The organism is Cupriavidus sp. GW822-FHT03E04 (assembly GCF_058801495.1).
The window spans coordinates 222,587-248,909 of the sequence record NZ_JBXANI010000011.1; the positions used below are offsets into that span (position 1 = coordinate 222,587).

The 26,323-nt window shown below is 65.9% G+C and carries 27 protein-coding genes; 17 read left to right on the forward strand and 10 right to left on the reverse strand.

What is annotated here, in order from left to right; translation table 11 throughout:
* Nucleotides 1–9: 9 nt before the first annotated feature.
* Complete coding sequence (locus tag AC1RQC_RS17915) at nt 10–900, reverse strand: LysR family transcriptional regulator (RefSeq protein WP_492830664.1); 891 nt, start codon at nt 898–900, stop codon at nt 10–12.
* A gap of 100 nt (nt 901–1,000) precedes the next feature.
* Here AC1RQC_RS17915 and AC1RQC_RS17920 point away from each other — a divergent pair, with 100 nt between their 5' ends.
* The 5 genes from AC1RQC_RS17920 to AC1RQC_RS17940 all read left to right on the forward strand — a co-directional run bounded on the left by AC1RQC_RS17920 (nt 1,001) and on the right by AC1RQC_RS17940 (nt 7,306).
* Entirely contained in the window at nt 1,001–2,554 is a 1,554-nt protein-coding gene (locus tag AC1RQC_RS17920) for an AMP-binding protein (RefSeq protein ID WP_492884193.1), read from the forward strand.
* Between the two features lie 11 nt (nt 2,555–2,565).
* Nucleotides 2,566–3,747, forward strand: coding sequence for an acyl-CoA dehydrogenase family protein (locus tag AC1RQC_RS17925; protein WP_492814482.1), 1,182 nt, complete (start codon nt 2,566–2,568; stop codon nt 3,745–3,747).
* A gap of 63 nt (nt 3,748–3,810) precedes the next feature.
* Nucleotides 3,811–4,794: a Bug family tripartite tricarboxylate transporter substrate binding protein gene (locus tag AC1RQC_RS17930; RefSeq protein WP_416050868.1), complete on the forward strand. Its 984-nt coding sequence runs from the start codon at nt 3,811–3,813 to the stop codon at nt 4,792–4,794.
* Between the two features lie 17 nt (nt 4,795–4,811).
* On the forward strand, nt 4,812–5,909 hold the full coding sequence (locus AC1RQC_RS17935) for a CaiB/BaiF CoA transferase family protein (protein WP_492884195.1): 1,098 nt from the start codon (nt 4,812–4,814) through the stop codon (nt 5,907–5,909).
* A 35-nt stretch (nt 5,910–5,944) separates the two neighbouring features.
* A complete protein-coding gene (locus tag AC1RQC_RS17940; protein WP_183034918.1) occupies nt 5,945–7,306 on the forward strand; it encodes a serine hydrolase domain-containing protein in 1,362 nt (453 codons plus the stop codon).
* A 15-nt stretch (nt 7,307–7,321) separates the two neighbouring features.
* On the opposite strand, the gene AC1RQC_RS17945 is transcribed toward AC1RQC_RS17940, so the two are convergent.
* Nucleotides 7,322–8,281, reverse strand: coding sequence for a GlxA family transcriptional regulator (locus tag AC1RQC_RS17945; RefSeq protein ID WP_492884245.1), 960 nt, complete (start codon nt 8,279–8,281; stop codon nt 7,322–7,324).
* Nucleotides 8,282–8,420: 139 nt separating this feature from the next.
* Here AC1RQC_RS17945 and AC1RQC_RS17950 point away from each other — a divergent pair, with 139 nt between their 5' ends.
* The 5 genes from AC1RQC_RS17950 (at nt 8,421) to AC1RQC_RS17970 (ending at nt 11,165) form a co-directional block, all read left to right on the forward strand.
* Complete coding sequence (locus tag AC1RQC_RS17950; protein WP_492884197.1) at nt 8,421–8,729, forward strand: DUF1272 domain-containing protein; 309 nt, start codon at nt 8,421–8,423, stop codon at nt 8,727–8,729.
* Nucleotides 8,730–8,838: 109 nt separating this feature from the next.
* Nucleotides 8,839–9,180 (forward strand): FKBP-type peptidyl-prolyl cis-trans isomerase, encoded by a 342-nt coding sequence (locus AC1RQC_RS17955; protein WP_150984937.1) that lies wholly within the window; start codon nt 8,839–8,841, stop codon nt 9,178–9,180.
* A 78-nt stretch (nt 9,181–9,258) separates the two neighbouring features.
* Nucleotides 9,259–10,455, forward strand: a complete 1,197-nt coding sequence (gene fabV, locus AC1RQC_RS17960) for an enoyl-ACP reductase FabV (RefSeq protein WP_492884199.1) — start codon at nt 9,259–9,261, stop codon at nt 10,453–10,455.
* A 17-nt stretch (nt 10,456–10,472) separates the two neighbouring features.
* Nucleotides 10,473–10,838, forward strand: coding sequence for a glyoxalase superfamily protein (locus AC1RQC_RS17965; protein ID WP_492884201.1), 366 nt, complete (start codon nt 10,473–10,475; stop codon nt 10,836–10,838).
* 39 nt (nt 10,839–10,877) lie between these two features.
* Nucleotides 10,878–11,165 (forward strand): DUF6881 domain-containing protein, encoded by a 288-nt coding sequence (locus AC1RQC_RS17970; protein ID WP_492370923.1) that lies wholly within the window; start codon nt 10,878–10,880, stop codon nt 11,163–11,165.
* Nucleotides 11,166–11,174: 9 nt separating this feature from the next.
* On the opposite strand, the gene AC1RQC_RS17975 is transcribed toward AC1RQC_RS17970, so the two are convergent.
* The 3 genes from AC1RQC_RS17975 to AC1RQC_RS17985 form a co-directional block, all read right to left on the reverse strand.
* Nucleotides 11,175–11,501 (reverse strand): cupin domain-containing protein, encoded by a 327-nt coding sequence (locus AC1RQC_RS17975; RefSeq protein ID WP_492370924.1) that lies wholly within the window; start codon nt 11,499–11,501, stop codon nt 11,175–11,177.
* A 186-nt stretch (nt 11,502–11,687) separates the two neighbouring features.
* Complete coding sequence (locus AC1RQC_RS17980; RefSeq protein ID WP_492814469.1) at nt 11,688–12,929, reverse strand: glycosyltransferase; 1,242 nt, start codon at nt 12,927–12,929, stop codon at nt 11,688–11,690.
* Nucleotides 12,926–13,573, reverse strand: coding sequence for a TetR/AcrR family transcriptional regulator (locus tag AC1RQC_RS17985; protein WP_492370926.1), 648 nt, complete (start codon nt 13,571–13,573; stop codon nt 12,926–12,928). Before AC1RQC_RS17985 ends, AC1RQC_RS17980 begins: the two co-directional genes overlap by 4 nt.
* Nucleotides 13,574–13,857: 284 nt before the next feature.
* On the opposite strand from AC1RQC_RS17985, the gene AC1RQC_RS17990 reads away from it, so the two are divergent.
* Nucleotides 13,858–15,567: a serine hydrolase gene (locus AC1RQC_RS17990; protein ID WP_492884203.1), complete on the forward strand. Its 1,710-nt coding sequence runs from the start codon at nt 13,858–13,860 to the stop codon at nt 15,565–15,567.
* Nucleotides 15,568–15,665: 98 nt separating this feature from the next.
* On the opposite strand, the gene AC1RQC_RS17995 is transcribed toward AC1RQC_RS17990, so the two are convergent.
* Nucleotides 15,666–16,568 carry a LysR family transcriptional regulator gene (locus AC1RQC_RS17995; protein ID WP_492814465.1) on the reverse strand — a complete coding sequence of 301 codons (903 nt, stop codon included), beginning with the start codon at nt 16,566–16,568 and terminating at the stop codon, nt 15,666–15,668.
* A gap of 123 nt (nt 16,569–16,691) precedes the next feature.
* Here AC1RQC_RS17995 and AC1RQC_RS18000 point away from each other — a divergent pair, with 123 nt between their 5' ends.
* The 3 genes from AC1RQC_RS18000 to AC1RQC_RS18010 all read left to right on the forward strand — a co-directional run bounded on the left by AC1RQC_RS18000 (nt 16,692) and on the right by AC1RQC_RS18010 (nt 19,646).
* Complete coding sequence (locus tag AC1RQC_RS18000) at nt 16,692–17,525, forward strand: oxidoreductase (RefSeq protein WP_492884205.1); 834 nt, start codon at nt 16,692–16,694, stop codon at nt 17,523–17,525.
* Nucleotides 17,526–17,685: 160 nt separating this feature from the next.
* Nucleotides 17,686–19,317 (forward strand): FAD-dependent oxidoreductase, encoded by a 1,632-nt coding sequence (locus AC1RQC_RS18005; protein WP_492884207.1) that lies wholly within the window; start codon nt 17,686–17,688, stop codon nt 19,315–19,317.
* Nucleotides 19,314–19,646, forward strand: a complete 333-nt coding sequence (locus AC1RQC_RS18010) for a 4Fe-4S binding protein (protein WP_492370931.1) — start codon at nt 19,314–19,316, stop codon at nt 19,644–19,646. The genes AC1RQC_RS18005 and AC1RQC_RS18010 overlap by 4 nt, the downstream gene beginning before the upstream one ends.
* A gap of 265 nt (nt 19,647–19,911) precedes the next feature.
* Here the strand turns inward: AC1RQC_RS18010 and AC1RQC_RS18015 are convergent, their stop codons facing one another.
* Together AC1RQC_RS18015 and AC1RQC_RS18020 are read right to left on the reverse strand one after the other, a co-directional pair.
* On the reverse strand, nt 19,912–20,262 hold the full coding sequence (locus AC1RQC_RS18015) for a type II toxin-antitoxin system ChpB family toxin (RefSeq protein ID WP_492814459.1): 351 nt from the start codon (nt 20,260–20,262) through the stop codon (nt 19,912–19,914).
* Nucleotides 20,256–20,507 carry an AbrB/MazE/SpoVT family DNA-binding domain-containing protein gene (locus AC1RQC_RS18020; protein ID WP_253932216.1) on the reverse strand — a complete coding sequence of 84 codons (252 nt, stop codon included), beginning with the start codon at nt 20,505–20,507 and terminating at the stop codon, nt 20,256–20,258. Before AC1RQC_RS18020 ends, AC1RQC_RS18015 begins: the two co-directional genes overlap by 7 nt.
* Before the next feature lie 361 nt (nt 20,508–20,868).
* Between AC1RQC_RS18020 and AC1RQC_RS18025 the strand changes: the two genes are divergently transcribed.
* On the forward strand, nt 20,869–21,327 hold the full coding sequence (locus AC1RQC_RS18025) for a hypothetical protein (RefSeq protein WP_492884209.1): 459 nt from the start codon (nt 20,869–20,871) through the stop codon (nt 21,325–21,327).
* 104 nt (nt 21,328–21,431) lie between these two features.
* Here AC1RQC_RS18025 and AC1RQC_RS18030 read toward each other — a convergent pair whose 3' ends face one another.
* Together AC1RQC_RS18030 and AC1RQC_RS18035 are read right to left on the reverse strand one after the other, a co-directional pair.
* Nucleotides 21,432–23,012 carry an aldehyde dehydrogenase (NADP(+)) gene (locus tag AC1RQC_RS18030; protein WP_492884211.1) on the reverse strand — a complete coding sequence of 527 codons (1,581 nt, stop codon included), beginning with the start codon at nt 23,010–23,012 and terminating at the stop codon, nt 21,432–21,434.
* A gap of 110 nt (nt 23,013–23,122) precedes the next feature.
* Nucleotides 23,123–24,049: a dihydrodipicolinate synthase family protein gene (locus tag AC1RQC_RS18035; RefSeq protein WP_492814197.1), complete on the reverse strand. Its 927-nt coding sequence runs from the start codon at nt 24,047–24,049 to the stop codon at nt 23,123–23,125.
* Nucleotides 24,050–24,221: 172 nt separating this feature from the next.
* On the opposite strand from AC1RQC_RS18035, the gene AC1RQC_RS18040 reads away from it, so the two are divergent.
* Nucleotides 24,222–25,157, forward strand: coding sequence for a LysR family transcriptional regulator (locus tag AC1RQC_RS18040; protein ID WP_492814196.1), 936 nt, complete (start codon nt 24,222–24,224; stop codon nt 25,155–25,157).
* 179 nt (nt 25,158–25,336) lie between these two features.
* A complete protein-coding gene (locus tag AC1RQC_RS18045) occupies nt 25,337–26,302 on the forward strand; it encodes a Bug family tripartite tricarboxylate transporter substrate binding protein (RefSeq protein ID WP_492884213.1) in 966 nt (321 codons plus the stop codon).
* The last annotated feature ends 21 nt before the right edge of the window (nt 26,303–26,323 follow it).

Consider the following 26,323-nt stretch of genomic DNA (forward strand, 5'->3'; position numbering starts at 1 on the left):
CCGGGCAGGTCAGGCGCCTTGCTCGCGCACCAGCGCCGTCATGCGCTGCGCGAGCGGCGAGAGATAGGCGCCGGCCCGGGTGATCACGCCCACGCGCCGGCGCAGGTCCAGTTCTTCAAGCCCCAGGTCGAGCGGGTGCAGCCCGGTCGTCACCGCATTGGAGTTCGTGCCCGATATGCTCAGCATCTGCGTGCCGCGCATCAGGTCGAAGAGCGAGGAGCTGCCAAAATCGGTCTCGATGCGCAGGTTCGGGGCGGCCAGCCCCTGCTTGCGGAACGCCGCGTCGACCTGCTGGCGCAAGATGATATGCGGCCCGGGCAGCAGCCAGTCCTGACCCACCAGATCCGCAAGGGTCAGCTGGCGGCGGCGCTGCAGCGGGTGCGCTTCATCGGCCACCACCACCAGCCGGTCGTCGAACAGTGCCTCCACCGCGAACTCGCTCGCGCGCTCCCTCGGTGTGGGGGCGATGGCAAGGTCCAGCTCACCCGCCAGCAGCAGCTCCATGAGGTCCCGCGCCAGCAGCCGGCGCAGCCGCAGCCGGGCAACGGGCCGCTCCCGCAGCAGCTGACGGCAGGCGTCCAGCACCAGGGCATTGGGAATCGAAGGCGAATAGCCCAGGCGCAACATGCCCTGCTCGCCGGTGCGGATGCCTTGCATCTCCTTGAGCGCGTCGTCGAACTCCAGCCGGATGCGGCGCGCCCGCACCATGAATTGCATGCCCGCCTGCGTCGGGGTCATGCCATGGGCCGTGCGCTCGAACAAGGGCAGGCCAATCTGCGCTTCCACCCGCTGCACCGCCTTGGTCAGGGCCGGCTGGCTGATGCCCAGCGACTCCGCGGCGCGGCCGATGCCGCCATGCGCATCCACGGCCAGCACGTATTCAAGATCTCTCGTCTCCATCGCGACATTCCCGTTGGTTATGTCTTTATAGCCGGTACAGCATTGTAGTGATGCCCCGCATCTTACAGACTACGGCGAAGAACCATCAAGGAGACAACCCATGGGATTCGCTTTCTTCCTGCGCCGCGCGGCGCGCTATTGGGGGGATCACGCTGCCGTGCTTTACAACGACCGCGTGCTGACCTATCGCGAGCTGGACGAGCGCTCGAACCGCCTCGCCAATGCACTGCTGGCCCTCGGCCTCACCCGGGGCGATCGCGTGGCGATTCAATCACGCAACCGCCCCGAGCTGGTCGAGATCGAGTGCGCCCTGTACAAGGCCGGGCTCGTCAAGGCCGCGCTCAATCCGCGCTTCACGGCGGCAGAGGCATCGGATGTGGCCGAGAACTGCGCGCCGCGCATCCTGTTTGCCGGCCCCGGATATACCGGCTACTCGCCGGAAACCGCGGGATTTGGATCCGTGCAAACGTTCATCGCGATTGGCAAACCCGCGCACGGCTATGGCGATTACGAGGCCCTGCTCGCAGGCGCGAGCCCTGCGCCGCTCGACATCGCGCCGCAGCCCGACGACCTCGCCGTCCTGCATTTTTCCTCGGGTTCCACGGGCAAGATCAAGGCCGCCATGCAAAGCTATGGCAACCGCCTGGCAGCGTTGCGCAAGATGCTGCAGAGCATGGACAAGCCGGCACGGCCCGGTGACCGCCTGGCACTGATCGGGCCCATCACCCACGCCTCCGGCATGCTGATGCAGCCGTATCTGTACACCGGCGCAACGTTGGTGCTGTTCGACAAGTTCGAGCCCGCGCATTTCCTGGCGGAGGTGGCCAGACTGCGCCTCACCCATGTGTTCATGGTGCCGGCCATGATCAATATGCTGCTGACCGAGCCAACCCTGGCCAGCGCGGACCTGAGCAGCCTCAAGACCCTGGCCTACGGCGCCGCGCCGATGGCGCCCGCGCGCATCCGCGAGGCGTGGGAGCGCATCGGCCCCATCCTGTCGCAAGGCTATGGCGCGAGCGAGTCCACCTCCGGCGTGACCCGCCTCTCCACAGCCGATCATGCCGACGCACTGGCGCACCGGCCCGAGCGGCTGGCCTCCTGCGGGCGGGCGCTTGGCGAAACGGAGGTCCGCGTGGTCGACGAACAGGGCCAGGAAGTGGCCGGCGACGAGATCGGCGAACTGGTGATCCGCGGCGAGGATGTCTTCCATGGGTACTGGGGCGAGCCGGAGCTGACGCGCGAAGTGCTGGTGGACGGATGGCTGCGCACCGGCGACCTGGCCCGGGTGGATGAAGAAGGCTACATCTACCTGGTCGACCGCAAGAAAGACATGATCATCTCCGGCGGCTTCAATGTGTATCCGACCGAGGTCGAGGCCGCGCTTTACCAGCATCCAGACGTGATGGAAGCCTGCGTGATCAGCGTGCCCGACGACACCTGGGGCGAAAGCGTCAAGGCCGTGGTCGCCCTCAGGCCCGGCCGGCAAGGCACTGCGGAAGACCTCATCGCGCACTGCCGCGCGCGCATTGCCGATTACAAGTCGCCGCGAACCATCGACTTCGTCACCGAACTGCCCAAGAACGCGAGCGGGAAGCTCGCTCGCAAACTGGTGCGCGAGCCGTATTGGCAAGGCGTATCCCGTCGTGTGAATTAAGGAGAAGCGCCATGTTCGACAACCTGACCAATCCCGTGCTGGTCGAGACCCGCGCCAGCATCCAGCGCTACATCCATGAGGAACTGCTGCCGCTGGAGCGCGAGCTGGGCCTGGGGTCCGAAGATGCCTGGCCGCGCGATGTGCTGCGCGGCGTGTGGCGCCGCTCCAGCGAGCTGGGGCTCTATGCCGCCTGCCTGCCCGTCGAGCTCGGTGGCAAGGGGCTGAACATCGCCGAGCAATGCGCGCTGAAGGCAGACCTTGCCGCCAGCGGCGCAGTGCTGGCGCCGCACGTGCTTGGCGACCTGGGCGGCCCGCCGCGCGTGGGCAATATGCTCAAGTACGCTACGCCGGACCAGCTTGTGCGCTACTTCCAACCCGTCATCCGGGGCGAGAAGTCCACCTGCTTCGCCCTGACCGAGCCGCATTCCGGCTCGGATGCCCAGAGCATCTCCACCACGGCCGTGGTGGACGGCGATGACCTCGTCATCAACGGCCGCAAGCACTACATCAGCGGCGCGCCGTTTGCCGACTTTGCCATCGTCATGTGCGTCACCGACGCCACTGCGTCCCCCCCAGCCATCACGGCCGTGCTGATCGACCTGGACCTGCCCGGCGTCAAGGTCAGCACCGAGTACGTGCCGATGTCGGGCCAGCATATCGATGGGGACATCGAGTTCGTCAATGTGCGGGTGCCGCGCGCCAATATCTTTGGCGGCGAAGGCAACGGCTTCAAGCTCGGCATGTCGCGCATCAACGTCAACCGGCTGCTGCACTGCCCCACCATGCTGGGCCTGGCCACCAAGGCCTATGCGTCCTCGCTGGAGTACGCCGGCCAGCGCCGCCAGTTCGGCGGGCCCATTGCGCGCTTCCAGGCCATCCAGCACATGCTGGCGGACATGGCCGCCGCGCTGTGGGCTTGCGAGAGCATGATCGCGCAAACCGCCGCGCTGGCGGACAGTGGCGCGGATCTTCGGGTGAAGGCCGCGGCATGCAAGCTGTTCATCTCCGAGCGCTGCTTCGAGGTAGCCGACAAAGCCGTACAGATCCACGGCAATGTGGGCGTGACGCGAGGACATCCGGTGGAGCAGGCTTTCCGCAAGCTGCGCATGTTCCGGATTTTCACCGGCACCAGCGAGATCCAGCGCAATACCATCGCCCGCGCGATTCTTGAACCCATGCAGGCGAAAGCCTGAGCCGGCAGCGGTTGATCAGACCGACGCAGGCGAACTGCGCAGCCAAGAACTGGAGACACCCCTATGAAACGCCGAACCTGGCTCGCCACCGCGGGCGCTGCCGCACTTAGCAGCATGCTCACGCCGGTGCGCGCCGCCGCGCCCTATCCCAATCGTCCCGTGCGCCTGATCGTCCCGTTCCTGGCGGGCAGCGCGCCGGATAACATCGCACGCACGCTGTCGGCCGAACTGGGCCGCACGCTTGGCCAGCCGCTGGTCGTTGAGAACATGCCCGGCGCGGGCGGCGTGATCGGCGCGAGCGCCTTGAAGCGCGCCGCCGCGGACGGCTACACGCTGGGCATTCTCGCGAACACGCATGTGATCAACGTGCATCTGTACCGAAACATGCCGTACGATCCCGCGCACGATTTCACCGCCATCGCGGCGATTTCCGGCGGCCCTACCGCGCTCATCGTGCCTGCGGACGCGCCATACAAGACCGCCGGCGACCTGATCGCCGCGCTCAAGCGCGCGCCCGGCAAGCTCAACTACGGCTCGGGCGGCAAAGGCAGCATCGCGCATCTGGCGGTGGAGGCCTTGCTGCACCAGACGGGCACCGATGCCGTGCACATCCCCTACAAGGGCGCGACGGAAATCATCACCTCCATGCTCAGCGGCCAGACCCAGTTCGGCATGCCTGTGCTGGGCACGGCGACCCAGTACCTGCGCAATGGCCAGGTACGGGCACTGGCGGTGTCGTCATCCACACGCTCCGTCTATTTCCCCGAGGTGCCAACACTTGCCGAGGTCCTGCCCCCCGGCCTGGTGCTGGACAACTGGAGCGGCCTGTTCGCGCCCGCGCACCTGCCCGCCGAACTCACCCAGCGGCTCTTTGCCGCGGTCACGGAGCTGCAGGCCAGCGGGCGCCTGGATGCGCAGTTGAAGGCCAACGCGGGGGAATTGCGCCGCAGTGCTTCGCCGTCGCAGTTCAACGGCATGGTAGCTGCGGATACCGCCCGCTACGGCAAGCTGATCCACTCGATCGGCATGAACGGCGACGTCAGCTAAAGCACCGGGAGCCGGCAATGAAACCCGAGTGGTCCTGCCTGAAGGACGTCAAGATCATCGATCTCAGCCAGCTCCTGCCCGGCCCGCACGCCACGACCCTGCTCATGCAACTGGGTGCGGACGTGATCAAGGTGGAGCAGCCGGGCACGGGCGATACCGCCCGCCAGCTCGGGCCTGCCGTGTTCGCGCAGTTCAATCGCGGCAAGCAATCCGTCGCGCTCGACCTGAAATCCGACGAGGGCCGCGCGGCATTCCTGCGCCTGGTGACCGAGGCGGACGCCGTGATCGAAGGCTTCCGGCCCGGCGTGATGCAGCGCCTTGGCCTGGGCTATGACGCACTCGCGCAAGTGAACCCGGCCATCGTGCTGTGTTCCGTGTCCGGGTTCGGCCAGACCGGCCCGTATGCGGACCATGCCGGCCATGACCTGAACTATCTCGCGCTGGCAGGTTACTGGTCCGTGCCGGTGCAGGTGGACGACAAGGTGTCCCGGCCGCGCGTGCGCGTTTCCGACTACGCGGCCTCGGGCTATGCAGCGCTGGCGCTGGCCGTGGCGGTCATGAGCGCGCGGCAGCATGGACGTGGCCAGCATCTTGATGTATCGATCCATGATGCCATCCTGTCGTGGACCGCGCATGGCGCCTGGGCCGCGCGCGGGTACGAGGATCGCCCGCACGAATCGCCAACCGTCATGCCGGACAACGATATCTTCGAGACCAGCGATGGCCGCCATCTCGCCATGGGCATCCTGGAAAACAAGTTTTGGCTCAACCTGTGCGAGGCGATCGGTGCGGACTTTCCAGCGCTGCTCGATGCCCGGTTCACGTCGCGGCCCGGCCGCCAGCAGCACAAGCCGGAAGTGAACGGCCTGCTCAACGGGATCTTCCGGTCGCGGTCCCTTGCGCACTGGACGGAAGTCTTCGCTCCCTTCGACCTGCCGTTCTCTCCCGCGCTCAGCGCGCAGGAGCTATTCGCGGACCCGCACGTCAAGGCGCGAAACATGGTGCGCGAGGTGCCCGCGGAGAACGCCGTCGCGCTGAGCTTCCCGGTCAAGTTTTCCCTTGGGCTGCCAGCAAGCGACGATCACGTTCCCGCGCTTGGCGAACACAACGGGTAGCACTTCAGGCCAAACGATAGAACATGGAGACAGGCATGCATCCTGGAAGCAGGCATGGCGCCAGCGCGGCGCGTTACGGCGCATCGATCGCCATCGCCGCGATGCTCGCATCCGCATCCCCCCTGGCTGGCGCGCAAACGCCAAACCCGCCCGAGACCACCGACCCGGTCAGGCTTGGCATCATGCAGGGCTTTCCACCCGCGCCGGACAAGCGCGTGACCAAGGCGAACGCGTTCCAGCTCCCCAACCTGCGATGGGCGTTCCGCCATGCGCGGGAGACCTCGCCCACCGCCGGCATCACGCGCGCCGCGTCGCCGCACGCGTTGCCGGCTGCGCCGGTTGCGCGCCTTGACGATGTGACGTTCGACCTCGAGGGGCAACAGGTCAAATTGTCGAGCTACCTGCACGATACGTACACCGACGGCTTTATTGTCCTGCACAAGGGACAAGTCATCTACGAGCGCTACTTCGATTCCTTTGGTCCCCGGCAGCCTCATATCTGGGCTTCGATGACCAAGTCGATCACCGGCTTGCTTGCCGCCATGCTGATCGACGAAGGCAAGCTGGACCCCAACGCGAAGCTGGCCAGCTACGTGCCGGAGCTGGCCGGCAACCCGTTCGGCGAAGCCACGATCCAGAAGAACCTGGACATGGAGGTGGCCGTCAGCTACCCGGCAAGCCTGCCGCCCGATCTGGGCCTGTTTGGCGCCGTTGGCCTGATTGCGCGCCGCGACGGCGCGCCCGACAATATCTACGACTTCCTGAAGGCCGCCCAGGTCCCGCAGCCAGCTGCCGGGACCAATGTCTGGTACTACCAGAACGGTTCCCCGGAGGCGCTTGCCTGGGCGCTGCGCAGGATCACCGGCCAATCGTGGAGCGAGCTGGTTGCGCAGCGCATCTGGTCCCGCTTTGCCGAGGACGATGCCTATATCCAGGTCGACCAGCTCGGCACGGAAATGGCCAGTGGCGGCATGAACAGCACGCTGCGCGATGCTGCCCGCTTTGCCGAAGCGATTCGCAAGGCCAGCTCGGGCGAGAACCCGGGCGCCATCGCCGGCAAAGCCGTTCGCCTCGCGCTGAAGCCCAATGACAACCAGGCGCTGTTTGCCACCGGGAACCTGGCAGCCGGCAGAGCCAACTACGCCTACCGCGACTACTGGTACCAGGTCAACGATGGCGACGGATCGATCGAGGCAAGCGGGCGCTTTGGCCAGAAGATCTACATCAACCCGAAGAAGGCGCTGACCATCGTCAAGTTCTCGTCGAGCCCCGACACCGCGCCGCGGCCCACCAGCGCCAACGCCACGTCCGCCGGCTCGACCCAGCGCCGGCCGGCCGAATCTCCGGCGGCATTCGCCAACGCCGTCAAGGCACTCTATGCGGCGATCCCGCATTAGGCGCCGCTGAAGCGTTCAAGCCTGTGACCGCCAGCGCGACGGCGGCACGGCCTCTTCCTGCCGCCACGCGGCGCGCAACGCCTGCGGGCTGGCAAAGCCGCAGCGCTGCGCAACCAGCTCGACTGCCCAGTCGCTGTCCTTCAGCAACCTGCGTGCCAGATCCAGCCGCAATTGCTGCTGGTACTGCTTGAGCGTGACGCCGCACTCCTGCTGGAACAGCCGCGCCAGATGCCGATAGCTCAGCGCGAAGCGGCCGGCCAGCTCGCTGTACGACAATTCGCAGGCAGGCTGCCTGGTCAGGAAATCCTGCACGGCGTGGATGACCGGATGATGATGATCGCGGTAACGCAGCTGCGCATCGAGCGCCGGATCCTGGCCCAGCCTGCGGAACGGCACGACGTTCTCGCGCGCGACCTGGATCGCGGCCGGGGCACCGAACGCGTGCCGGATAAGGTGCAGCGCGAGGTCGATGCCCGCCGTCACACCGGCCGAGGTGATCAGCGCGCCATCTTCGACCAGCACCCGGCCGGCCAGCACCCGGGCGTGCGGATGGCGTTGCTGCAACCGCGCCAGGTGCTCGTGGTGGGTCGTGCAGCTGCGCCCGTCGAGCAGGCCGGCCGCGCCAAGCAGGAATGCCCCGGTGCAGACGCTGGCCAGCGTCACCTCGCCAAGGCGGGGCTGCACCACGGCCTGGAGCCAGTCAACGATCTTCCGGTACTCCGGCGTGGACAGCGCGCTGAGCACGAGCTTGAAACCAACCACGATCACCACGTCGCCGGGCGCCAGCCGTGCCGGCAAGGCCTGTACCCCGCTCAAGGCTAGGCCTTGAAAGCTTGTCAGCGCCTGCAGCGGCCCGACACAGTGAAGCGCCAGTGGCGAGATCCCGAGCGCGGCCACGGAGCCCAGCACCTGCATCGGCCCGCCAAGATCCAGCATGTGCACCTGCGGCGGCAGCACAAGGAAGATGCGCTTCATCGTTGCCCCCGATCGTTCGTCTTCGGATGGCATGATTTTTATCATACCTGTCATATTTTCGAATTGCCGCGGTATTCCCTTGTGATTAGTATGGCAGGGAATTTACTGATATGACATGCCATAGCGGAGGAGACTGAACATGCTGGAACTCAGGCCAAGCTGCGAGCATTGCAACAAGGCGCTTCCGCCGGCGTCGCTGGAAGCGTGCATCTGTAGCTATGAATGCACATTCTGCGCGTCATGCGTGGACGATGTCCTGGGCAATGTCTGCCCAAATTGTGGGGGCGGCTTCATGCCAAGGCCGATCCGGCCGGCGCGCAACTGGAAGGGCAACAACTTCCTGGGCAACGATCCGGCGAGCACGAAAACCAAGCACCGGCCGGTGGATCCGGCCATGCATGCGCAGTTTGCAGCCGCCGTTCGCGGGCTTCCTCCCGAGCAGCGATAGCCGGCCCGATTGCAGAAATCCGCCCGCGCCCCTTCTGGTGGCACTGCCACGGGATGTAAACTCTGCTTCCTCGGTCAATGCACCCATGACCATGAAAGAAGAGCAGCGGATGAGCAACGAACTACAGGTTGAAGACATGCAACTCGGCGACGGCAAGGCCGTGGTCAAAGGCGCCTTGATCACCACCCAGTACAGCGGCTACCTGGAGGACGGCACCAGGTTCGACTCTTCCTACGATCGCGGCAAGCCCTTCCAGTGCGTGATCGGCACCGGGCGCGTGATCAAGGGCTGGGACCTGGGGCTGATGGGCATGAAAGTCGGCGGCAAGCGCAAGCTCCATGTGCCAGCTCACCTTGCCTATGGCGAACGCCAGGTCGGCGCCCATATCAAACCGAACTCGAACCTGGTCTTCGAGATCGAGTTGCTGGAGGTGCTGACGCGGGACGATTGATACAGGCGGCAATGCAAGCTGGCGCATGCCGCAGGCCAGGGTTCCATTACAATCCACCAAAATTGCAAGGAACCCACCATGATCATCGGACCCCGCGTGCGCGGCTTTATGTGTGTCACCGCCCACCCCGCCGGCTGCGAAGCCAACGTCAACCAGCAGATCGCCTATGTGAAAGCGAACGGCCCGGTTGCCAACGGACCCAAGAAGGTCCTCGTCATCGGCGCCTCCACGGGCTATGGGCTTGCCGCTCGCATCACGGCAACGTTCGGCTGCGGCGCCGACACGCTCGGCGTGTTCTTCGAACGCGCCGGCACCGAGAGCAAGCCTGGCACCGCAGGCTGGTACAACACGGCGGCGTTTCACAAGGCGGCAACGGCCGAAGGCCGCTATGCCATGAGCATCAATGGCGACGGCTTTTCCGACGAGATCAAGCAGCAAACCATCGACATCATCAAGCGTGATCTTGGCCAGGTCGACCTGGTCGTCTACAGCCTTGCTGCGCCGCGGCGAAAGCACCCGAAGACGGGGGAAATCTTCAATTCCACGCTCAAGCCCATTGGCAAGGAAATCCGGCAGCGCGGCCTGGACACCGACAAAGAGGTGATCAAGGAAATCGCCCTGCAACCGGCAACGCAGGAAGAGATCGATCACACGGTCGCCGTGATGGGCGGCGAAGACTGGCAAATGTGGATCGACGCCCTGCTCGCCGCCGGCGTGCTCGCCAACAACGCAAAGACCACGGCGTTCACCTACCTGGGCGAGAAGGTCACCCACGACATCTACTGGAACGGCTCCATCGGCGCCGCCAAGAAAGACCTGGACCAGAAGGTGCTGGACCTGCGCGGCAAGCTGGCCGCCACCGGCGGCGACGCCCGCGTCGCGGTGCTCAAGGCCGTGGTGACCCAGGCCAGCTCCGCCATCCCGGTGATGCCCCTGTACCTGTCGCTGCTGTTCAAGGTCATGAAGGAAACCGGCACCCACGAAGGCTGCATCGAGCAGGTCTACTCGCTCTACCAGGACTGCCTGTACAGCCAGTCGCCACGCCAGGATACGGAAGGCCGCCTGCGCACGGATGAGAAGGAACTCAGCCCGGATGTCCAGGCCCGCGTGACGCAGTTGTGGGACCAGGTCACCGACGACAATATCTACGCGCTCACCGATTTTGCGGGCTACAAGGCGGAGTTCCTGCGCCTGTTCGGGTTCGGCATCGACGGCGTGGACTATGCGGCCGACGTCAATCCTGCCGTGGAGATTCCCAACCTGGTCGAAGCGTAAGCCGCGGGCACAATGCCATGAACCTGTCCCCCGCCATCCCCATCATCCGGATCTTCTCGGTCGAGAAGGCCAAGGAATTCTATCTGGACTATCTTGGCTTTTCCCTCGATTGGGAGCATCGTTTCGGTGAGGAATTTCCGCTCTACGCCCAGGTGAGGCGATCCAGCCTGACGCTGCACCTGAGCGAGCACCATGGAGACGCCACGCCAGGTTCAACGGTGTTCGTCCCCGTGGAGGATATCGATGCCCTGCATCGCGAACTGGATGCCAGGCAGTATCGCTATGCGAAACCAGGCATCGACGTGGTGGGCTGGGGACGGCAGTTGCAAGTCGCGGATCCGTTTGGCAACCGCCTGCGGTTCTGCGAGCTATCCAAGGACTAGGTTTTTGTTTGGCGACACGCGGCTTGAGGGGAGACCCAGATGGAATACATCGACGTCATCTGGCGGCACGAGCTTCCCTCCGAGCCGGTTCGGCTCGTGTCGGAGCTTGACGGCGAGCGCTTCGAAACCCGGAAGCTGGAATTCTTCCGGGATGGAACCGTAGGTTTCGCGTGCGCCGATGCGGCCACCGGGAGCACGAACCTCGGGCTGGTACCCGTGCCGGCGCTGGCCGAGATCAACGCAGACCCGGAGTTCGACGGCGCGACGATGGCGCCGGAGGATTTTGAAGTCCTCTGGTTATTGCACGCGCGCCCGGCCAGGCATTGAGCGTTTGCGCTAGAGCAGCACCAGCGTCACCAGCAGCGACGCGTTGCTGATCGCCGTCACGTCGTGCATCACGTTGGACTCCAGATAGATCAGGTCGCCCTGGCGCAACAGCCGGTGCGCCCCCTCCACGCCGATATCGACCTCCCCTTCCAGGCACTGCACCGTGATTGGCCCGGCTACCGCATGGGCCGGCATATGCTTGCCGGCGGTCAGCACCAGGCGCATGACCTCCAGGCGGCTTTCCTTGAAGAAGGCGGTCGTGGGCGTCTTGCTGAGACGCTCGCCTAGCGGCAGCACGCTGGCCACCTGGCCGGAAGCTAGATGAGGCAGGGACATGGGTGGCTCCTCTGGTGTGAACGGCGTGAGCGACGTGAGCGACGTGAGCGATGTGGGGCGTGGCGGGCACTTCAGTGCGAAGCGCCTCGCTCCGGACAATCCATTCTAGTCGTGCCCGCCAGCGATCCGGAAATTAGCGGACACGGAAAAACCCCGATACCTGGCCACCCGCGGACCCCAGTAACATCAGGTGCCATCCCGCATCATGGCCTCGATGGCCGAGACCGCATCGGCCAGGCCGTTTTCGCCCGCCATCCTGGCGCCGAGCTCGCGCGCCCGCGAACGGGCCTCGGCGCCTTGAGCGAACGCGATGGCGCGCGCGAGTGCCGAAGCTTGCAGGTGCTTTCCGTTCACGGCTTCACCGGCGACGCCCGCCAGCCTGAGCCGGTCCGCCCAGAAGAACTGGTCACCCGCGAACGGCACCACCACCGATGGCACGCCCGCCCGCGCGGCGCAATGGGTCGTGCCGGAGCCGCCGTGATGGACAACGAGCGATGTCCGGGGAAACAGCCAGTCGTGCGGCGTGTCGCCAACCACATGCACATTCGCCGGCAGCCCGGCGGTGTCCACCCCGCTCCACCCGGGATAGAACAGCGCCCGCCGTCCTGCGCACGCCGTGATCACGGCGTCCAGCATCTTCTGCCGGTCAAACCCGGCCATGCTCCCGAAACCGAAGTACATCGGCGGCTCCCCCGCGGCGAGGAAATCCGCAAGCGGCTGCGGCGCGGTCCAGTCCGGTGACGGCGCGATCCATTGGCCGCAGACACGCGCATTGCCCGGCCAGTCCGCCGGCCCAGGCAACAGGCTGGGCGAAACCCCGTATAGCATCGGATGCCGGGTCCACAGCTGCCGCCGCGGCGGCAGCCCGCATACGGCCGCGCGCGCGGCATTGGTCTGCTTGCGAAACGCCCGCCACAGCATCCCGTTGACGAAGTGGTGGCTCGTGCGATTCAGCCAGCCCGGCAGCCGCGCCTGCGCCAGGAACGGCGAGGCGAAGCCCGCCGTCGGCGTGATCGGGATCAGCCCGGTGCCGATCGCCCTCACGCCCAGATGCTCGGCAGCCGACAAGCCGGCAAAAGCCGCCAGGCCCGAGACCAGGATGGCATCGCAGCCTTCGCCCGCCGCCGCCACGATCTCCCGCAGCCATGCCTCGGCATTGGCATTGGCAATGCGCGCCAGCGCGCTCGCCGTGCTGGTGAAGCCGCGATTGCGCGCCACCACGCCGGCGATCGCAAGCTCCGGCTGCAACGCGCCCTTGATGTCCCCCGCCAGCGCGGTTGTCGGAACACCAAGGACCTTGGCCGTGCCAAGCGTTGCGTCGTCGGCAAGTAGCCGAGCCTGGTGGCCAGCATCCATCAATGCGCGGCACAGTGCAGCCAGCGGGCGGGCGTCGCCCTCCGTGCCGTAGGTTGCGACGATGAATTTCACGGTGTCTTGCGGCTCCTTGCACGCGGCGCCAGCGGTCGGGCGCTTCCCTCCACGAACAGTGTCACCACCACCGCGAACTCCTCGCGCAGCGTGCGCCCCGGCAAGGTCAGCCAGCGCATCAGCGCGCCGAGATAGAGGTGATGGAAGAGCGACGCCAGATGCGCCGCATCGAGATCGTCCCGCAGTTCACCCGAGCGCTGGCCCAGGGCGATCAGCAGCCCGAACACATCGGTCATGTCGCTGGCCTGCACGGCCTCGTCCGGCGGTGGCGCAGCTTCCAGGCTGAGGAAACGAAAGCGAAGGTAGGGCGAAAGGTAGGCGCGATGCGCCTCGCACCAGGCGGCCGAGGCATCGAGCAGCAGCGAGATCGCCGGCCGGAAGCCTGCCTGCTGTTCGACCTCGGGCTGCAGATGCGCCAGATCGGCGGCCAATTGCATGTGGATCCAGTGCGCCAGCACGGATTCCTTGGTTGGGAAATGGTTGTAGAGCGTTCCCTTGGCAACGTCGGCCCCGGTCGCGATCTGCTCCATCGTCACGGCGTCATACCCCTGCGCCTCGAACAGGCCCATGGCGGTCCGGGCAAGGAGATCCAGCGTTTGCGCGCGCTTTCGGGCGCGGCGGCCCGGCATGTCGGGGGCGGCCATCTCATCCATATAAATGAACGATGAATATTATTGAACGACGTTCAAAATATCGTAGCGCGATCCTGGCGGTAAATCAATCCGGCCGGGAACCGTGCGGGATTGCGCTGCGGCCTGCCCGTCGCGCGGCCACAACACACCCTCCTTGGTGGCGATAGCAGATTGCTGGGGCGGTGCTAACGTCTGGCGCACGCTGCGATTCCCGCTGGCGATCCGGCGCGCAACGCGCAACGCAAGCCGCGCCGACGTCCAGTAAGCCGCCGTTGCAGAGACAAGGACCCCACACCATGCTCAGTGATTTCGATGATCTCGTTCAGGCGTCGATGCAAGAATGGAAGGTGCCGGGCCTTGCGCTCGCCGTGATCCGGGGTGGTGAAACGGTGCTGGTAAAAGGTTATGGCGTGCGCGACACGCAAGCGCCGGCGCCCGTGACGGCGGACACCCAGTTCCTGCTGTGCTCGCTCACCAAGTCTTTCACCACCGCCGGGCTTGGCCTGCTGGTGGACGAGCGCAAGCTCGACTGGACCCGGCCCGTGCGCGATTACATACCGGAGTTTCGGCTGCACGATGCGGTTGCGACCGAGCGCGTGACCGTGCGGGACTTGCTTTGCCATCACAGCGGCGTCCCGCGCCACGACTGGATCCACTCGCCGGGCGACCTGTCCATGGTGCAGATCCTGGCGGCCTTGCGCCATCTGGAGCCGAGCCGGGACGTGCGCGAGGCCTACCAGTACCAGAACCTGGGGTATCTCGTGGCCGGGCATATCGCGGAGCGCATCAGCGGGCAGCGCTGGGAGGATTTCACCACCGAGCGCCTGCTCCGTGCGCTGGGCTTCGCGCACTTCGGGCTATCCATCGAAGCGCTCGCCGCCGCGCCGAACCATGCGCATCCGCACATCATGCAAGGCGACGAAAGCCAGCGTGCAATGCTGACACCTATCCGGGCTCTTCCCGCCGGCGGGCTCAATGCCTGCGTGTCGGACCTGGCGAAGTGGATGCGCTTGCTGATCGATGAAGGCTCCGTGGATGGCAAGCCGCTGCTGTCGGCAGACATCATCCGGCAAATGATGACCCCGCGCGTGCACGTGGGCCGCTCCGTGTTCAAAGAGGTGGGTGAGTTCCACTACGGGCTCGGCCTGTCGCTGGAACACTATCGCGGCGAACGGAAGGTCTCCCACACCGGCAGCTGGGTCGGCTGGGCCAACTCAATGGCGATGCTGCCGGAACGCCGGATCGGCGTCGCGGTGCTGACCAATCGCGCCCCAAGTGCCGTCACCGAACTGCTGACCTACACCGCGCTCGATCAGCTTTGCGGCCACAAGCCGATCGACTGGTTCGACCGGTTCCGCACCATGCGCCGCCAGGCGCTTGCCCAGCAGAAGGTCGACCAGCAGGCGCGCAGCGAATTGCGCCGGACCGGCACCGCGCCGAGCCATCCGCTTGACGACTATGCGGGCGAGTACGAACACCCGGCTTACGGGCGGATCGGCATCACCAAAGAGAACAACGCTCTGGCATGGCGCTGGCGCGGCATGTCGGGCCAGCTCGAACACCGCCACTACGATGTGTTCACCACCCCCGACAAGCCGGCCGAGATCCATCCCGACAATCTCGCACTGAGCTTCGGCTATGACCGGGAAGGCAACATCGACCGGATCTGCGCGCCTTTGGAGCCGATGGTGGCGGATATCGTATTTCGCCGCGCGGCAGGCGGCGACGTGCTCGACCCGGCGTTCCGCGCCCTCTGCGCTGGCAGCTTCATGCACGGCGTGCAGGAGATCAGCGTCACGCTCGATGCGGCGGGCCAGCTATCGCTGCGCATCGGCGGGCAGCAGAGTTGGCCATTGCGGCCATTTGACGGGCGGACCTTTGACCTGGAAGGCCTCCAGGGGTATCGGGTCGCGTTTCGCCGTCCCTCGCCAGACATCGTGGACGCGGTCATCTTCTACCAGCCGGATGGCACCTTCCTGGCACTGCGGCAGGCTATGTCAGCGTAAATCGCATCACGGCCGCGAGCCAGCGCCCTTGTCCATTGCCGCCCGCACCGCATGGCAATGCCAATAACGCTGGCCTGGCACTGATGGCGGCGTTCCCGTTACCTGCTATCCGCCAGCGCCATCCTGGCAAAATCGATAAAGACGCGCAGCTTCTTCGGCATCCCCGTCCGGTTGTAGTAGTAGAGGTAGAGCCCCGTGCGCGGTATCCACGCGTCCAGCACGTTCACCAGCGCGCCAGCCCGCAAATGCGGCTCGGCGTTACGGTATTGCAGGTAGGCAAAGCCGAACCCGTCCAGGGCGGACTGCAGCAGCAAGCCGTTGTCATTGGTCGCGATGCGCCCGGCCACGGCGATCTGCATGGATTCACCGGCTTTCTCGAACTCCCAGCGATACAACGCGCCGGTATCGGCGCTCCTGTAGTTCACGCATTGATGCTTGAGCAGATCTCGCGGGTGCCGTGGCTTTGCCTTGTCTTTCAGGTACGCCGGAGACGCGACCACGCAAAAGCGCATCTGCGTGACGAGTGGCACGATCACCATGTCCTCGCCCAGCACATTGTCGTAGCGGATGCCGGCATCGAAACCCTTGCCGACGATGTCCACCAGGCTGTTATCCGCAATGACCTCGACATTGATGTCGGGGTAGGCCGTCAGGAACGCTTTCAGGATGGGCTGGATCACCAGCGGGATGGCGCTCGGGGGCACGTTCAGGCGCAGCGTGCCCATTGACTCGCTGGAGGATCTGGAAGCATCGCGCATGGCGAGCTCGAGTTCCTGCAGGAGCGGCGAGATCCTCGTCAGGAACCGCGCTCCGGCCTCCGTCAGGCTGACGCTGCGCGTCGTCCGGTTAAGCAGGCGGGCTCCCAGGCGCTCTTCGATGCGCCTGACCGTATAGCTGACGGACGTCACCGGGATACCCAGCGCGCGCGCGGCGGCGCTGAAGCTTTGCTCCTGCGCTACGCGGGCAAAGACCGAAAGGGCCTGGAATTCAGCTGGATTCATTATGCAAATTTATTGCAAAGTCCTTGCCGATTATCTTCCTTCTTCACAGGGTCGGCAACGTCCATACTCCGTTGTACCGAGCCGCCGAGGACGGCGGCTCCCCCTGACGATTCTCCTGGAGAAATGATGAAAACCTGGTTCATTACGGGCGTAAGCACGGGTTTTGGGCGCGCGCTGGCCGAGGCCGCGATCGCGCAGGGCGACAAGGTCGCCGGCACGCTGCGCCAGCAAGCGCAGCGCGCGGCGTTCTCCGCGATGTCCCCGGGGCAGTCTTTCGGCTACGTGCTCGACGTGCGGTCCGGCCCGGACATCCCGCGCGTGGTCGCGCAGATCGAGCGCGAGGTTGGCCCGATCGACGTGCTGGTCAACAACGCTGGGTACGGTTACGAGGGCAGCATCGAGGAAGCCACGCCCACGGACATCCGTGCGCAGTTCGACGTGAATGTGTTCGGCGCGATCGGCGTGATCCAGGCCGTGCTGCCCTTCATGCGCGAGCGGCGCAGCGGCCACATCCTGAACGTCACGTCGATGGGCGGCCTCATGACGTTTCCCGGCGTGGGCATCTACAACGCAAGCAAGTTCGCGCTGGAAGGCATCAACGAGGCACTTTCCAAGGAAGTGCGTCCCTTCGGCATCAAGGTGACCGCGATCGAGCCAGGCGCCTTGCGCACGGACTGGGCAGGCCGCTCCCTGCAACGCACGGTGCGCACGATCGAGGACTACGCGGCAACGCTGGAACCGCTGAGCGCCGCGCGTGCGGCAAGATCCGGCAAGCAGCCGGGAGATCCCCGCAAGGCCGCGCAGGCGATCCTCAAGGTGGTAGCGTCGGACCGGCCGCCGGTGCATCTTCTGCTGGGCACCGATGCGCTCGGCTTCGTTCGCGAGAAGCTCAAGGCATTGCAGGATGAAATCAACCAGTGGGAAGCGCTGACCGTCAGTACTGACCTTACCGATTGAACTCGTTGCCACCGGCACGCATTGCCGCGCTCGCCGCCGCTGCGGCGAGCGCATATGGATTGCACCAAAGCTTCGTTGCGCGGCCCGCGCCAGTTGGCTACTGTCATTCGATCATTCGATATGCCCATTGCCAATTTCCACTGCCGGGAGGAATCGCCGCATGCCATCCATCGGAACCGAGTACCGCGCCAGGACGCCCGCGCCACAGACCGATGTGCTGGTCATCGGCGGCGGCCCTGCCGGCACCTGGGCAGCCATTGCCGCTGCCGAAAGCGGCGCGCGCGTCGTGCTGGCCGACAAGGGTTACTGCGGCACCTCGGGCGCGACGGCGGCAGCCGGCACCGCCATCTGGCACGTTGCACCTGACCCCGCCGCGCGCGCGGCGGCCAAGGCCAGCCGCTACACACTTGGCGGCGAACTGGCCGAGCCGGCCTGGATGGACCGGGTGCTGGACCGCACCTACGCTGGACTCGAACAACTTGCCGAATGGGGCTACCCATTTCCGCTGGACGCCTCCGGCCAGGCGCAGCGCATCTCCCTGCAAGGGCCGGAGTACATGCGGCTGATGCGCCGGCGCGCCAAGGCGGCGGGCGTGCGCATTCTCGACCACAGCCCGGCGCTGGCCCTGCTGGTGGATGCCGGCGGCGCGGTGCGCGGCGCACGGGGCCTGCACCGCCAGCCTCGCGCGGGCCAGCCGGGCGAGTGGACGCTGCGCGCCAGCGCGGTGGTGATCGCCACCGGGGGCTGCGCCTTCCTCAGCCGCGCACTGGGCTGCAACGTGCTGACCGGCGACGGTTACCTGATGGCGGCCCAGGCCGGCGCCGACCTGTCCGGCATGGAGTTCTCCAATGCGTATGGCCTTGGGCCCGCGTTCTCGTCGGTCACCAAATCGCTGTTCTACCAATGGGCGACCTTCTATGACGCACGAGGCCAGGTGCTGGAAGGCGCGGGTTCCGCGCAGGGCCGCAGCGTGATTGCCCGCACGCTGCAAACGCAAGCGGTGTACGCACGGCTGGACCGCGCGGACGTCAAGGTGCGTGCGTGGATGCGCAGCGCCCAGCCAAACTATTTCCTGCCCTTCGACCGCCTTGGCATCGACCCCTTCACGCAACGCTTCCCGGTGACCTTGCGGCTGGAAGGCACGGTGCGCGGCACCGGCGGCCTGCGCATCCTGGACGCGCAATGCGCCACCAGCGTGCCCGGCCTGTATGCAGCCGGCGACGCCGCCACGCGCGAGCTGATCTGCGGCGGCTTTACCGGAGGCGGCAGCCATAACGCCGCATGGGCGATGTCGTCCGGCTGGTGGGCCGGCCAGGGCGCGGCCGCCTTCGCGCAGGATGCGCGCCTCACTGCCGGGCAAACCCTGTACAGCGCCGGCTACGGCAACCCCGCGCACGCGCGGGCGACCCCGGCCGAGCCTGACGCACCGGCACTCGTCAGCGCCGTGCAAGCCGAAGTGTTTCCCTACGCGCGCAACTGGTTCCGCCATGGCGAGGCGCTCACCGATTCACTGGCGCGGCTCGATGCGCTGTGGTGGCAATGGAGCGACGCCGCTGCGCCACCCGGCGCAGAGCATGCCTTGCGCACACGCGAGGCCATCGCCATGCTCGCCACCGCGCGCTGGATGTACCGCAGCGCGCTGGCGCGCACCGAGACGCGCGGCATGCACCGGCGCATCGATCATCCGGGCCAGGATGCAAGCCAGCGCCACCGGGTGATCAGCGGCGGGCTGGACGAGGTCTGGACCGCGCGCGAGAACATCGCCGGCACCACCTGGAAGGTGGCCGCATGATCGAGCTGCTCAACAGCGCGCGCTGCACCGGCTGCAATATCTGCGTGCGCGTATGCCCCACCAATGTCTTCGCCGTCGTGCCCGGACAGCCGCCAGCGATCGCGCGCCAGCAGGACTGCCAGACCTGCTTCATGTGCGAGCTGTACTGCCCCGAAGACGCACTCTTCGTGGCGCCGCTGGCCGACGCCTGTCAGCCGGCGGACAACGCAGCCACCGCGCAGCCCCGCCACGCCGGCAGCTACCGCGCAGCAATAGGCTGGGGCAGCGGCCGCACATCCACCGCCGCGCAGGACGGCAGCCACGCGCTGCTTGGACTGGTCCGGCGCTAGCAAACCAGGGATGAGCCAGGGAATGCCATGAAAGACCTGATCGACTGGATCACCGCCATCGCCACCGTCGCGCTGGTGTACGCGGCGCTGCGCTATCCGCTCTATCCGCCACGCTTTGGCGCCACGGATGAGGACAAAGACCTTTAGCACTCGGGCGCGAGTTGCGTCAGGAAGGCCATTACGGATTGCAAGCTGATGGATTCAATGCGTCCTTGTTTGGGGAAGTTGATACCAAGTTGGCGCTCGCGCCGATGTCCTCTCCCAATCAGTCCAAGATCGTTTGCAAACGGGCCAGCGCGTCGTCTACCACTTCGGCCGGCGCCCGCTCGACCTTCCTTGCGCCACGCGCTTCAAGATCCAGCGTGCGAACCATGTTCACCAGTGCGACCCCCTGGGTCTCGGTACCGGAACCGGACAGCGGCACGGCGAAGCCGGCGAAACGGGCGAAGTCCCCCCCCTGCGTGATCGGTGCAACCAGCGCGACGCCGAGCGCGTTGAACGCGGCGGGTGACAGCACAAGCGCAGGGCGGAAATCACCCTGCTGTTCGCGGCCCGCAGTCGGGTTCAGGTTCACCCGCACGATGTCACCCCGATCAAACTTGACGCGCCTCACCATGCTTCACGTCCGACCGGCTCGAGGTTGTTCCACGAGGTCAGATCTGCGGGCATCGGCGCATTGGGATCGCACTGCGCAACCAGCTCATCAAGCGCATACCTGTGCCGCGCCGGCTTGAGCATGATCCCCTCTGGGCGCACGTCGACGGCGAGCTTGTCGCCCAGAGCAACCTTGAGTTGTTCAAGCAACGTAGCGGGCAAACGCACAGCCGCGCTGTTGCCCCACTTCTGAATCGACAGTTCCATAACAGGCTCCGTTAGCGTATATCCATTGTAGATACGCCAGCCTCGGACGTCAAATTCTGTATCTACATCGTAGATACGGCTTGTTCAGGGTTGCTTGAAGCATCGGACCGCGCTACATGCGCCTGTCCATAGCCGCGCCCTAATGGCACCCCCACCGCCGAAGCGGTCTCCGCACCGCGCTGTGCCGCCTGCCCGTGAATTCGAAAATTCTGAACAACCCATCCGGATAAGACTGGTCTAACGCACCGATGACTCTCCTATAGTTCGTTACATGGACGGCGCGCACAAACAAAGCAACGTTCTGGCAGTCGCAGCGAACAATCAACGAAATTCAACGAATTTTAAGATACTGGAGAACATCATGACCAAGACCTTCGCCCTCAAGCTCGCTTCCACCCTCGTGCTCTCGCTCGCCGCCATCGGCGCCGCCCAGGCCGCTTCCGCCAAGGACACCCTCGCCGGCGACAAGTACGGCTATGAATTCCGCACCTCGGTCCCCGCCGACAAGTATGGCTACGACTTCCGGTCCACCGACACCTTCACCGACGGTGCGCGCAGCGGCAAGCTGGATACCTTCACCGAAGGCGCACGCATCGCCGGCCTGGACCGCTCGGGGGTTTCGGCTTCGCCGGCCCGCGGATTCGATGCCTACACCGACGGCGCACGTGCCGGCAAGTTTGACCCGTACACCGATGGCGCGCTGGTTGCCGGCCTGGATCGCACCGGCGTCTCGGCTACACCGGCCCGCAGCTTCGATGCCTACACCGACGGCGCTCGCAGCGGCAAGGTCGATGTCTTCACCGAAGGCGCCAACGCCTGATGCATCCGTTAGCAAGAGGTTTCACCGCGCGCGGTGCCGGCTGACAGCCGCGCCGCGCGCTTTGCCTTGAAGCGAGATGGAACCGGTGAGCTAACGGCTAACGGCTAACGGCTGGATTGCATTTCGCCGTCCACCCGCACCGCAAGGCCCAGCGGATTGCCCGCGCGCAGCGCTTGCGGCAGCAAAGCCGCGGGCATGTCCTGGTAGCAGACCGGACGCAGGAAACGCGCGATCGCCAGCGAGCCAACGGAAGTCGAACGCCCGTCCGACGTGGACGGATATGGGCCACCGTGCACCATGGCGTGGCTGACTTCCACACCCGTGGCGAAACCGTTCACCAAGATCCGGCCCACGCGCCGCTCCAAGGCTGGCAGGAAGCTGCGCGCGGTGTCGTAATCGGCTTCATCGACGTGGATGGCGGCGGTCAATTGCCCTTCGAGGGATTCCACCACGCGCTGCATGGTGGCCAGGTCCGGGCAACGCACCACCAGCGACGCCGCGCCGAAAATCTCCGCGCGCAGGGCCTCGTGTTCAAGGAACGCTTGCGCGGTGGTGGAGAACAATGCGGCCTGCCCCTGGTATCGCACACCCCCCTGGCCACGCGCTACGGTGTTCACCTGCGGATGGCAGCCGATGGTTTCCACCCCGGCGCCGTAAGCGCGGTGAATGCCGGGCGTGAGCATGGTTGAAGCCGGGATCTGCGCGATCGCCGCTTCGGCCGCTGCCAGGAAGCGCTCCAGATCCGGGTCGTCCACGGCAAGGATCAGGCCGGGATTGGTGCAGAACTGGCCCGCGCCCAGCGTCAGCGAGGCAGCGAATGCCTTGCCGATGGCATCAGCGCGGTTGCCCAGCGCGTGTGGGAACAGCAGGACCGGGTTGATGCTGCTCATTTCCGCGTAGACGGGAATCGGCTCGTTGCGGGCCGCGGCGAGCTGCATCAGCGCGGTGCCGCCGGCGCGCGAGCCGGTGAAGCCGACCGCCTTGATGCGATGATCGCTGACCAGCCCCTGCGCGATCTCCAGCCCGGAGTCGAACAGCAGCGAGAACGTGCCCTCGGGCAAGCCAAGTTCTTCCACCGCCCGCTGGATCGCACGGCCGACCAGCTCCGAGGTACCGGGATGCGCCGGATGCGCCTTGACGACGACCGGGCAGCCGGCGGCGAGCGCCGACGCCGTGTCGCCACCCGCCACCGAGAACGCCAGCGGGAAATTGCTGGCGCCGAACACGGCCACCGGGCCCAGCGCGATGTGGCGCAGGCGCAGGTCCACGCGCGGCAGCGGCATGCGCTCGGGCTGTGCGGGATCGATGCGCAGGCCGAGGAAGTCGCCCTGCCGCACCACGCCGGCAAACAGGCGCAACTGGCCCACGGTGCGCCCCCGTTCGCCTTCGATGCGGGCGCGCGGCAGGCCGCTCTCGCTGACGCAGCGCGCAATCAGCGCGTCGCCGAGCTCCAGGATATTGGCAGCGATCTTCTCGAGGAGCGCAGCGCGTTGCTCGAGCGGCGTTTCGCGATACACATCGAACGCCTGCGCGGCCAGCGCGCAAGCCTGGTCCAGTTGCGAGCGCGTGGCGCCGCCAAAAGCCGGTGTCAGGGTTTCGCCGGATGCGGGATCGATGGCCCGGATCTCGCCATGGGTGCCGCGCACCGACTGGCGGCCAATGAGCAGTTCGCCTGTGAGGTTCATCTTGGGTCCTTGAAATGAAAAAGCGGCGCGTCAGCGGCGCCGCCAGTCGTTCGATATGGGTTAGGAGATAGGGGATAGGGGTTAGCGGCTCGCGTCAGCCACGGCTCGCCTCACTTGCCCCAGCGCAGCACCATCGGATCCAGCCGGCGCGCGATCTGCAGCAAGCCGGCACGCGTGGCCGGGTGCATGGGCTGCAAGGGATGGCGCAGCGCGTCGGAGGCAATCACGCCGCCCTCCTTCATCAGCGCCTTGGCGGTTGCCAGCCAGCCTTGCCGGTTCTCATGGTTGATCAGCGGCAGCCATTGCTGGTAATGCTGCGCGGCCAGCTCCGTGTCGCCGGCCTGGTAGGCATCCACGATCTTGCGGATGCCATCGGGGAAGCCCGCGCCGGTCATCGCGCCGGTGGCGCCGGCATCGAGGTCGGCCATCAGCGTGATGGCTTCCTCGCCATCCCACGGGCCGACGATGGCGTCGCCGCCAAGCGCGATCAGCTCGCGCAGCTTTACCGCGGCTTGCGGCACCTCGATCTTGAAGTACGAGACGTTGGCGATCTCCTTGGCCATGCGCGCCAGGAACGGCGCCGACAGCGTGGTGCCGCTGACAGGCGCGTCCTGGATCATGACGGGGATATCGATCGCCGCCGAGACGGTCGCGAAGAACTCGTAGATGGCGCGCTCGGGCACGCGGATGGTGGCGCCGTGGTACGGCGGCATCACCATCACCATGGCGGCGCCGGCATCCTGCGCGGCACGGCTGCGCTCGGCGCAGATGCGCGAGCTGAAATGCGTAGTGGTGACGATCACCGGAACGCGGCCGGCCACGTGCTCAAGCACCGTGGTCATCAGCAGGCTGCGCTCATCGTCGGTGAGGACGAACTGCTCGGAGAAGTTCGCCAGGATGCAGATGCCGTTGGAGCCTGCGTCGATCATGAAATCGATGCAGCGGCGCTGGCCGTCGAGGTCGAGGCCACCCTGCTCATCGAAGATGGTGGGGGCCACCGGGAATACGCCACGGTAGGCGGGATGGATATCGGGCATGGTGTCTCTCTCCTTGTTATGGCTGGGCGACTTGCGGCAGGGAATGAATATACGGCGCGCCATGCCACGCTGTATATTGAAACCTTTCCATCTCGTGATCGCTTTTACGACTCACATGGCCGCTTCACATGGCCGCTCACATGACCGTCATCCTTCCGGAACCAGAACGCACATGAAAGCCACGCTGGACGTGCTGATGTCCCGCCTGCGCATGAAGCAACTGCAATTGCTGATCGCACTGGACGACCACAAATCGCTGCACCAGGCCGCGTCGGCCATGGCCATGACGCAGTCCGCGGCCAGCAAGGCCTTGCAGGAACTGGAAGGCATGCTCGATGCGCCGCTGTTCGAGCGCTCCAAGACCGGCATGCGGCCGAACCAGTTCGGCCACTGCGTGATCCGCTATGCCCGCCTGCTGGCAACGGACCTGACGTCGCTGTGCCAGGACATGGCCGAGATCCGCTCGGGCCGTGGCGGGCACCTGGCCGTGGGCACCATCATGGGCGCGGTGCCGCAGGTGCTGGTGCCGGCGCTCGATGCCATGCAGGCCGACCAGCCGAACCTGTCCATCGAGATCGTCGAGGACACCAGCCTGCGCATGCTGACGCTGCTCGACGATGGCCGGCTGGACCTTGTCATCGGTCGTGCGCTGGTAAGCGACCAGCCCGCCAGCTATCACTACGAGCCGCTGGGCGACGAGCCGATCTCCGTGGTGGTGGGCTATGCCCACGCGGCGCCGCGCGGCCGGGAACTGGGCTTTGCCGACCTTGCCGGCTACCGCTGGATCGTTTATCCCGGCCAGATGCCCATGCATGCCCTGCTGCAGCGGGAGCTGGACATGGCGGGACTGGGCATGCCGCCCAATGCAATCTCCACCTCGTCCACCTTTGTCACGGTGACCATGCTGCAGCGCAGCGCCAGGCTGGTATCGCTGCTGCCGACCAGCGTGGCGGAGCTGTTTGCCCGGCAAAAGCTGCTGCGGATCCTGCCGGTGCGGATGCAGTCCCGGCAACAGACCTTCGGCATCGTGACCCGGCGCGGGGGCACGCTGTCCGCCGCGGCCGGCCAGCTGATCAAGCTGCTGCGTGCCGGGTGCACGCCAGCCTGAAAGGGCGTTCAGGCTGGCCGCAGGGCGTGCAAGAGACACCGGGGGGCTCCCCCATGTATTCCCACAGGTAATCACCCATTCAATAAACATCATTAGTCAGATATCACTCCCATCCCTATAGTCTGGCTATCCGCGCATCAGCACATCAGCGCAGGCCCATAACAATGATGGAGACAACGATGAAACGATGGATGTCCGGCGCCCTCGCCGGCTTGCTGGGAATTGCCGCCGCCATGACCTGCGCCTACGCGCAAGACACCCGCCCGGTACGGTTGATGGTGGGTGCCGCGCCCGGCGGCGGCACCGACGTCATGGCCCGCATCGTCTCCGACAAGCTCGCCGCCATCCTCAAGCAACCCGTGGTGGTGGACAACCGGCCCGGCGCTTCCAACACCATCGCCGCCGACATTACCGCCAAGTCCGCGCCCGATGGCAATACGCTGCTGATGGGTGTGGTCACCTCGCAAGCCATCGCGCCGCACCTGCTCAAGCTGCAATTCAATCCGCTCAAGGACCTGGTGCCGGTGGCGCTGGTGTCGTCGGTGCCTAATGTGCTGGTGGTCAACAACCAGGTGACGGCGCGCGACGTCAAGTCGCTGGTGGCGCAGATCCAGGCCAATCCCGACAAATTCCGCTATAGCTCCTCCGGCGTCGGCAGCACCCAGCACTTGGCCGGCGCGGCGTTTGCGCACCAGATCCATGGCAAGTTGCTGCACGTGCCCTACAAGAGCAGCAGCAGCGCGCTGGTGGACCTGATGGGCGGGCAGGTCGACATGAGCTTCGAGACCATGCCGTCCGTCATCAACCATATCAAGGCCGGCAAGCTGCGCGCGCTGGCGGTCACCGCCGACCAGCGCTCGGCGCTGTTGCAGAGCGTGCCCACGCTGGCCGAAGCCGGCGTGCCGGGCATCCAGACCAATGCCTGGTACGGCGTCTACGCCCCCGCCGGCACGCCACCCGCCACGCTGCAAAAGCTGGGCGCCGCGCTAGCCACCGTACTCAAGGATCCCGACACCGTGCGCCGCCTGAACGACGTAGGCGCGGTGCCAGGCACGCTCAATGCCGCCCAGTTCGATGCCTTCTCGCGCGCCGAATATGCACGCTACGGCAAGATGATCGCCGAGCTCGGCGTCAAGCTGGACTGAACCAATATCTCCCGATCACTC

Excerpts from the sequence above, each read along its gene's own strand:
- AC1RQC_RS17915 (WP_492830664.1), bottom strand. The coding sequence starts at position 900 with ATGGAGACGAGAGATCTTGAATACGTGCTGGCCGTGGATGCGCATGGC.
- AC1RQC_RS17920 (WP_492884193.1), top strand. The coding sequence starts at position 1,001 with ATGGGATTCGCTTTCTTCCTGCGCCGCGCGGCGCGCTATTGGGGGGAT.
- AC1RQC_RS17925 (WP_492814482.1), top strand. The coding sequence starts at position 2,566 with ATGTTCGACAACCTGACCAATCCCGTGCTGGTCGAGACCCGCGCCAGC.
- AC1RQC_RS17930 (WP_416050868.1), top strand. The coding sequence starts at position 3,811 with ATGAAACGCCGAACCTGGCTCGCCACCGCGGGCGCTGCCGCACTTAGC.
- AC1RQC_RS17935 (WP_492884195.1), top strand. The coding sequence starts at position 4,812 with ATGAAACCCGAGTGGTCCTGCCTGAAGGACGTCAAGATCATCGATCTC.
- AC1RQC_RS17940 (WP_183034918.1), top strand. The coding sequence starts at position 5,945 with ATGCATCCTGGAAGCAGGCATGGCGCCAGCGCGGCGCGTTACGGCGCA.
- AC1RQC_RS17945 (WP_492884245.1), bottom strand. The coding sequence starts at position 8,281 with ATGAAGCGCATCTTCCTTGTGCTGCCGCCGCAGGTGCACATGCTGGAT.
- AC1RQC_RS17950 (WP_492884197.1), top strand. The coding sequence starts at position 8,421 with ATGCTGGAACTCAGGCCAAGCTGCGAGCATTGCAACAAGGCGCTTCCG.
- AC1RQC_RS17955 (WP_150984937.1), top strand. The coding sequence starts at position 8,839 with ATGAGCAACGAACTACAGGTTGAAGACATGCAACTCGGCGACGGCAAG.
- fabV (WP_492884199.1), top strand. The coding sequence starts at position 9,259 with ATGATCATCGGACCCCGCGTGCGCGGCTTTATGTGTGTCACCGCCCAC.
- AC1RQC_RS17965 (WP_492884201.1), top strand. The coding sequence starts at position 10,473 with ATGAACCTGTCCCCCGCCATCCCCATCATCCGGATCTTCTCGGTCGAG.
- AC1RQC_RS17970 (WP_492370923.1), top strand. The coding sequence starts at position 10,878 with ATGGAATACATCGACGTCATCTGGCGGCACGAGCTTCCCTCCGAGCCG.
- AC1RQC_RS17975 (WP_492370924.1), bottom strand. The coding sequence starts at position 11,501 with ATGTCCCTGCCTCATCTAGCTTCCGGCCAGGTGGCCAGCGTGCTGCCG.
- AC1RQC_RS17985 (WP_492370926.1), bottom strand. The coding sequence starts at position 13,573 with ATGGCCGCCCCCGACATGCCGGGCCGCCGCGCCCGAAAGCGCGCGCAA.
- AC1RQC_RS17990 (WP_492884203.1), top strand. The coding sequence starts at position 13,858 with ATGCTCAGTGATTTCGATGATCTCGTTCAGGCGTCGATGCAAGAATGG.
- AC1RQC_RS17995 (WP_492814465.1), bottom strand. The coding sequence starts at position 16,568 with ATGAATCCAGCTGAATTCCAGGCCCTTTCGGTCTTTGCCCGCGTAGCG.
- AC1RQC_RS18000 (WP_492884205.1), top strand. The coding sequence starts at position 16,692 with ATGATGAAAACCTGGTTCATTACGGGCGTAAGCACGGGTTTTGGGCGC.
- AC1RQC_RS18005 (WP_492884207.1), top strand. The coding sequence starts at position 17,686 with ATGCCATCCATCGGAACCGAGTACCGCGCCAGGACGCCCGCGCCACAG.
- AC1RQC_RS18010 (WP_492370931.1), top strand. The coding sequence starts at position 19,314 with ATGATCGAGCTGCTCAACAGCGCGCGCTGCACCGGCTGCAATATCTGC.
- AC1RQC_RS18015 (WP_492814459.1), bottom strand. The coding sequence starts at position 20,262 with ATGGTGAGGCGCGTCAAGTTTGATCGGGGTGACATCGTGCGGGTGAAC.
- AC1RQC_RS18020 (WP_253932216.1), bottom strand. The coding sequence starts at position 20,507 with ATGGAACTGTCGATTCAGAAGTGGGGCAACAGCGCGGCTGTGCGTTTG.
- AC1RQC_RS18025 (WP_492884209.1), top strand. The coding sequence starts at position 20,869 with ATGACCAAGACCTTCGCCCTCAAGCTCGCTTCCACCCTCGTGCTCTCG.
- AC1RQC_RS18030 (WP_492884211.1), bottom strand. The coding sequence starts at position 23,012 with ATGAACCTCACAGGCGAACTGCTCATTGGCCGCCAGTCGGTGCGCGGC.
- AC1RQC_RS18035 (WP_492814197.1), bottom strand. The coding sequence starts at position 24,049 with ATGCCCGATATCCATCCCGCCTACCGTGGCGTATTCCCGGTGGCCCCC.
- AC1RQC_RS18040 (WP_492814196.1), top strand. The coding sequence starts at position 24,222 with ATGAAAGCCACGCTGGACGTGCTGATGTCCCGCCTGCGCATGAAGCAA.
- AC1RQC_RS18045 (WP_492884213.1), top strand. The coding sequence starts at position 25,337 with ATGAAACGATGGATGTCCGGCGCCCTCGCCGGCTTGCTGGGAATTGCC.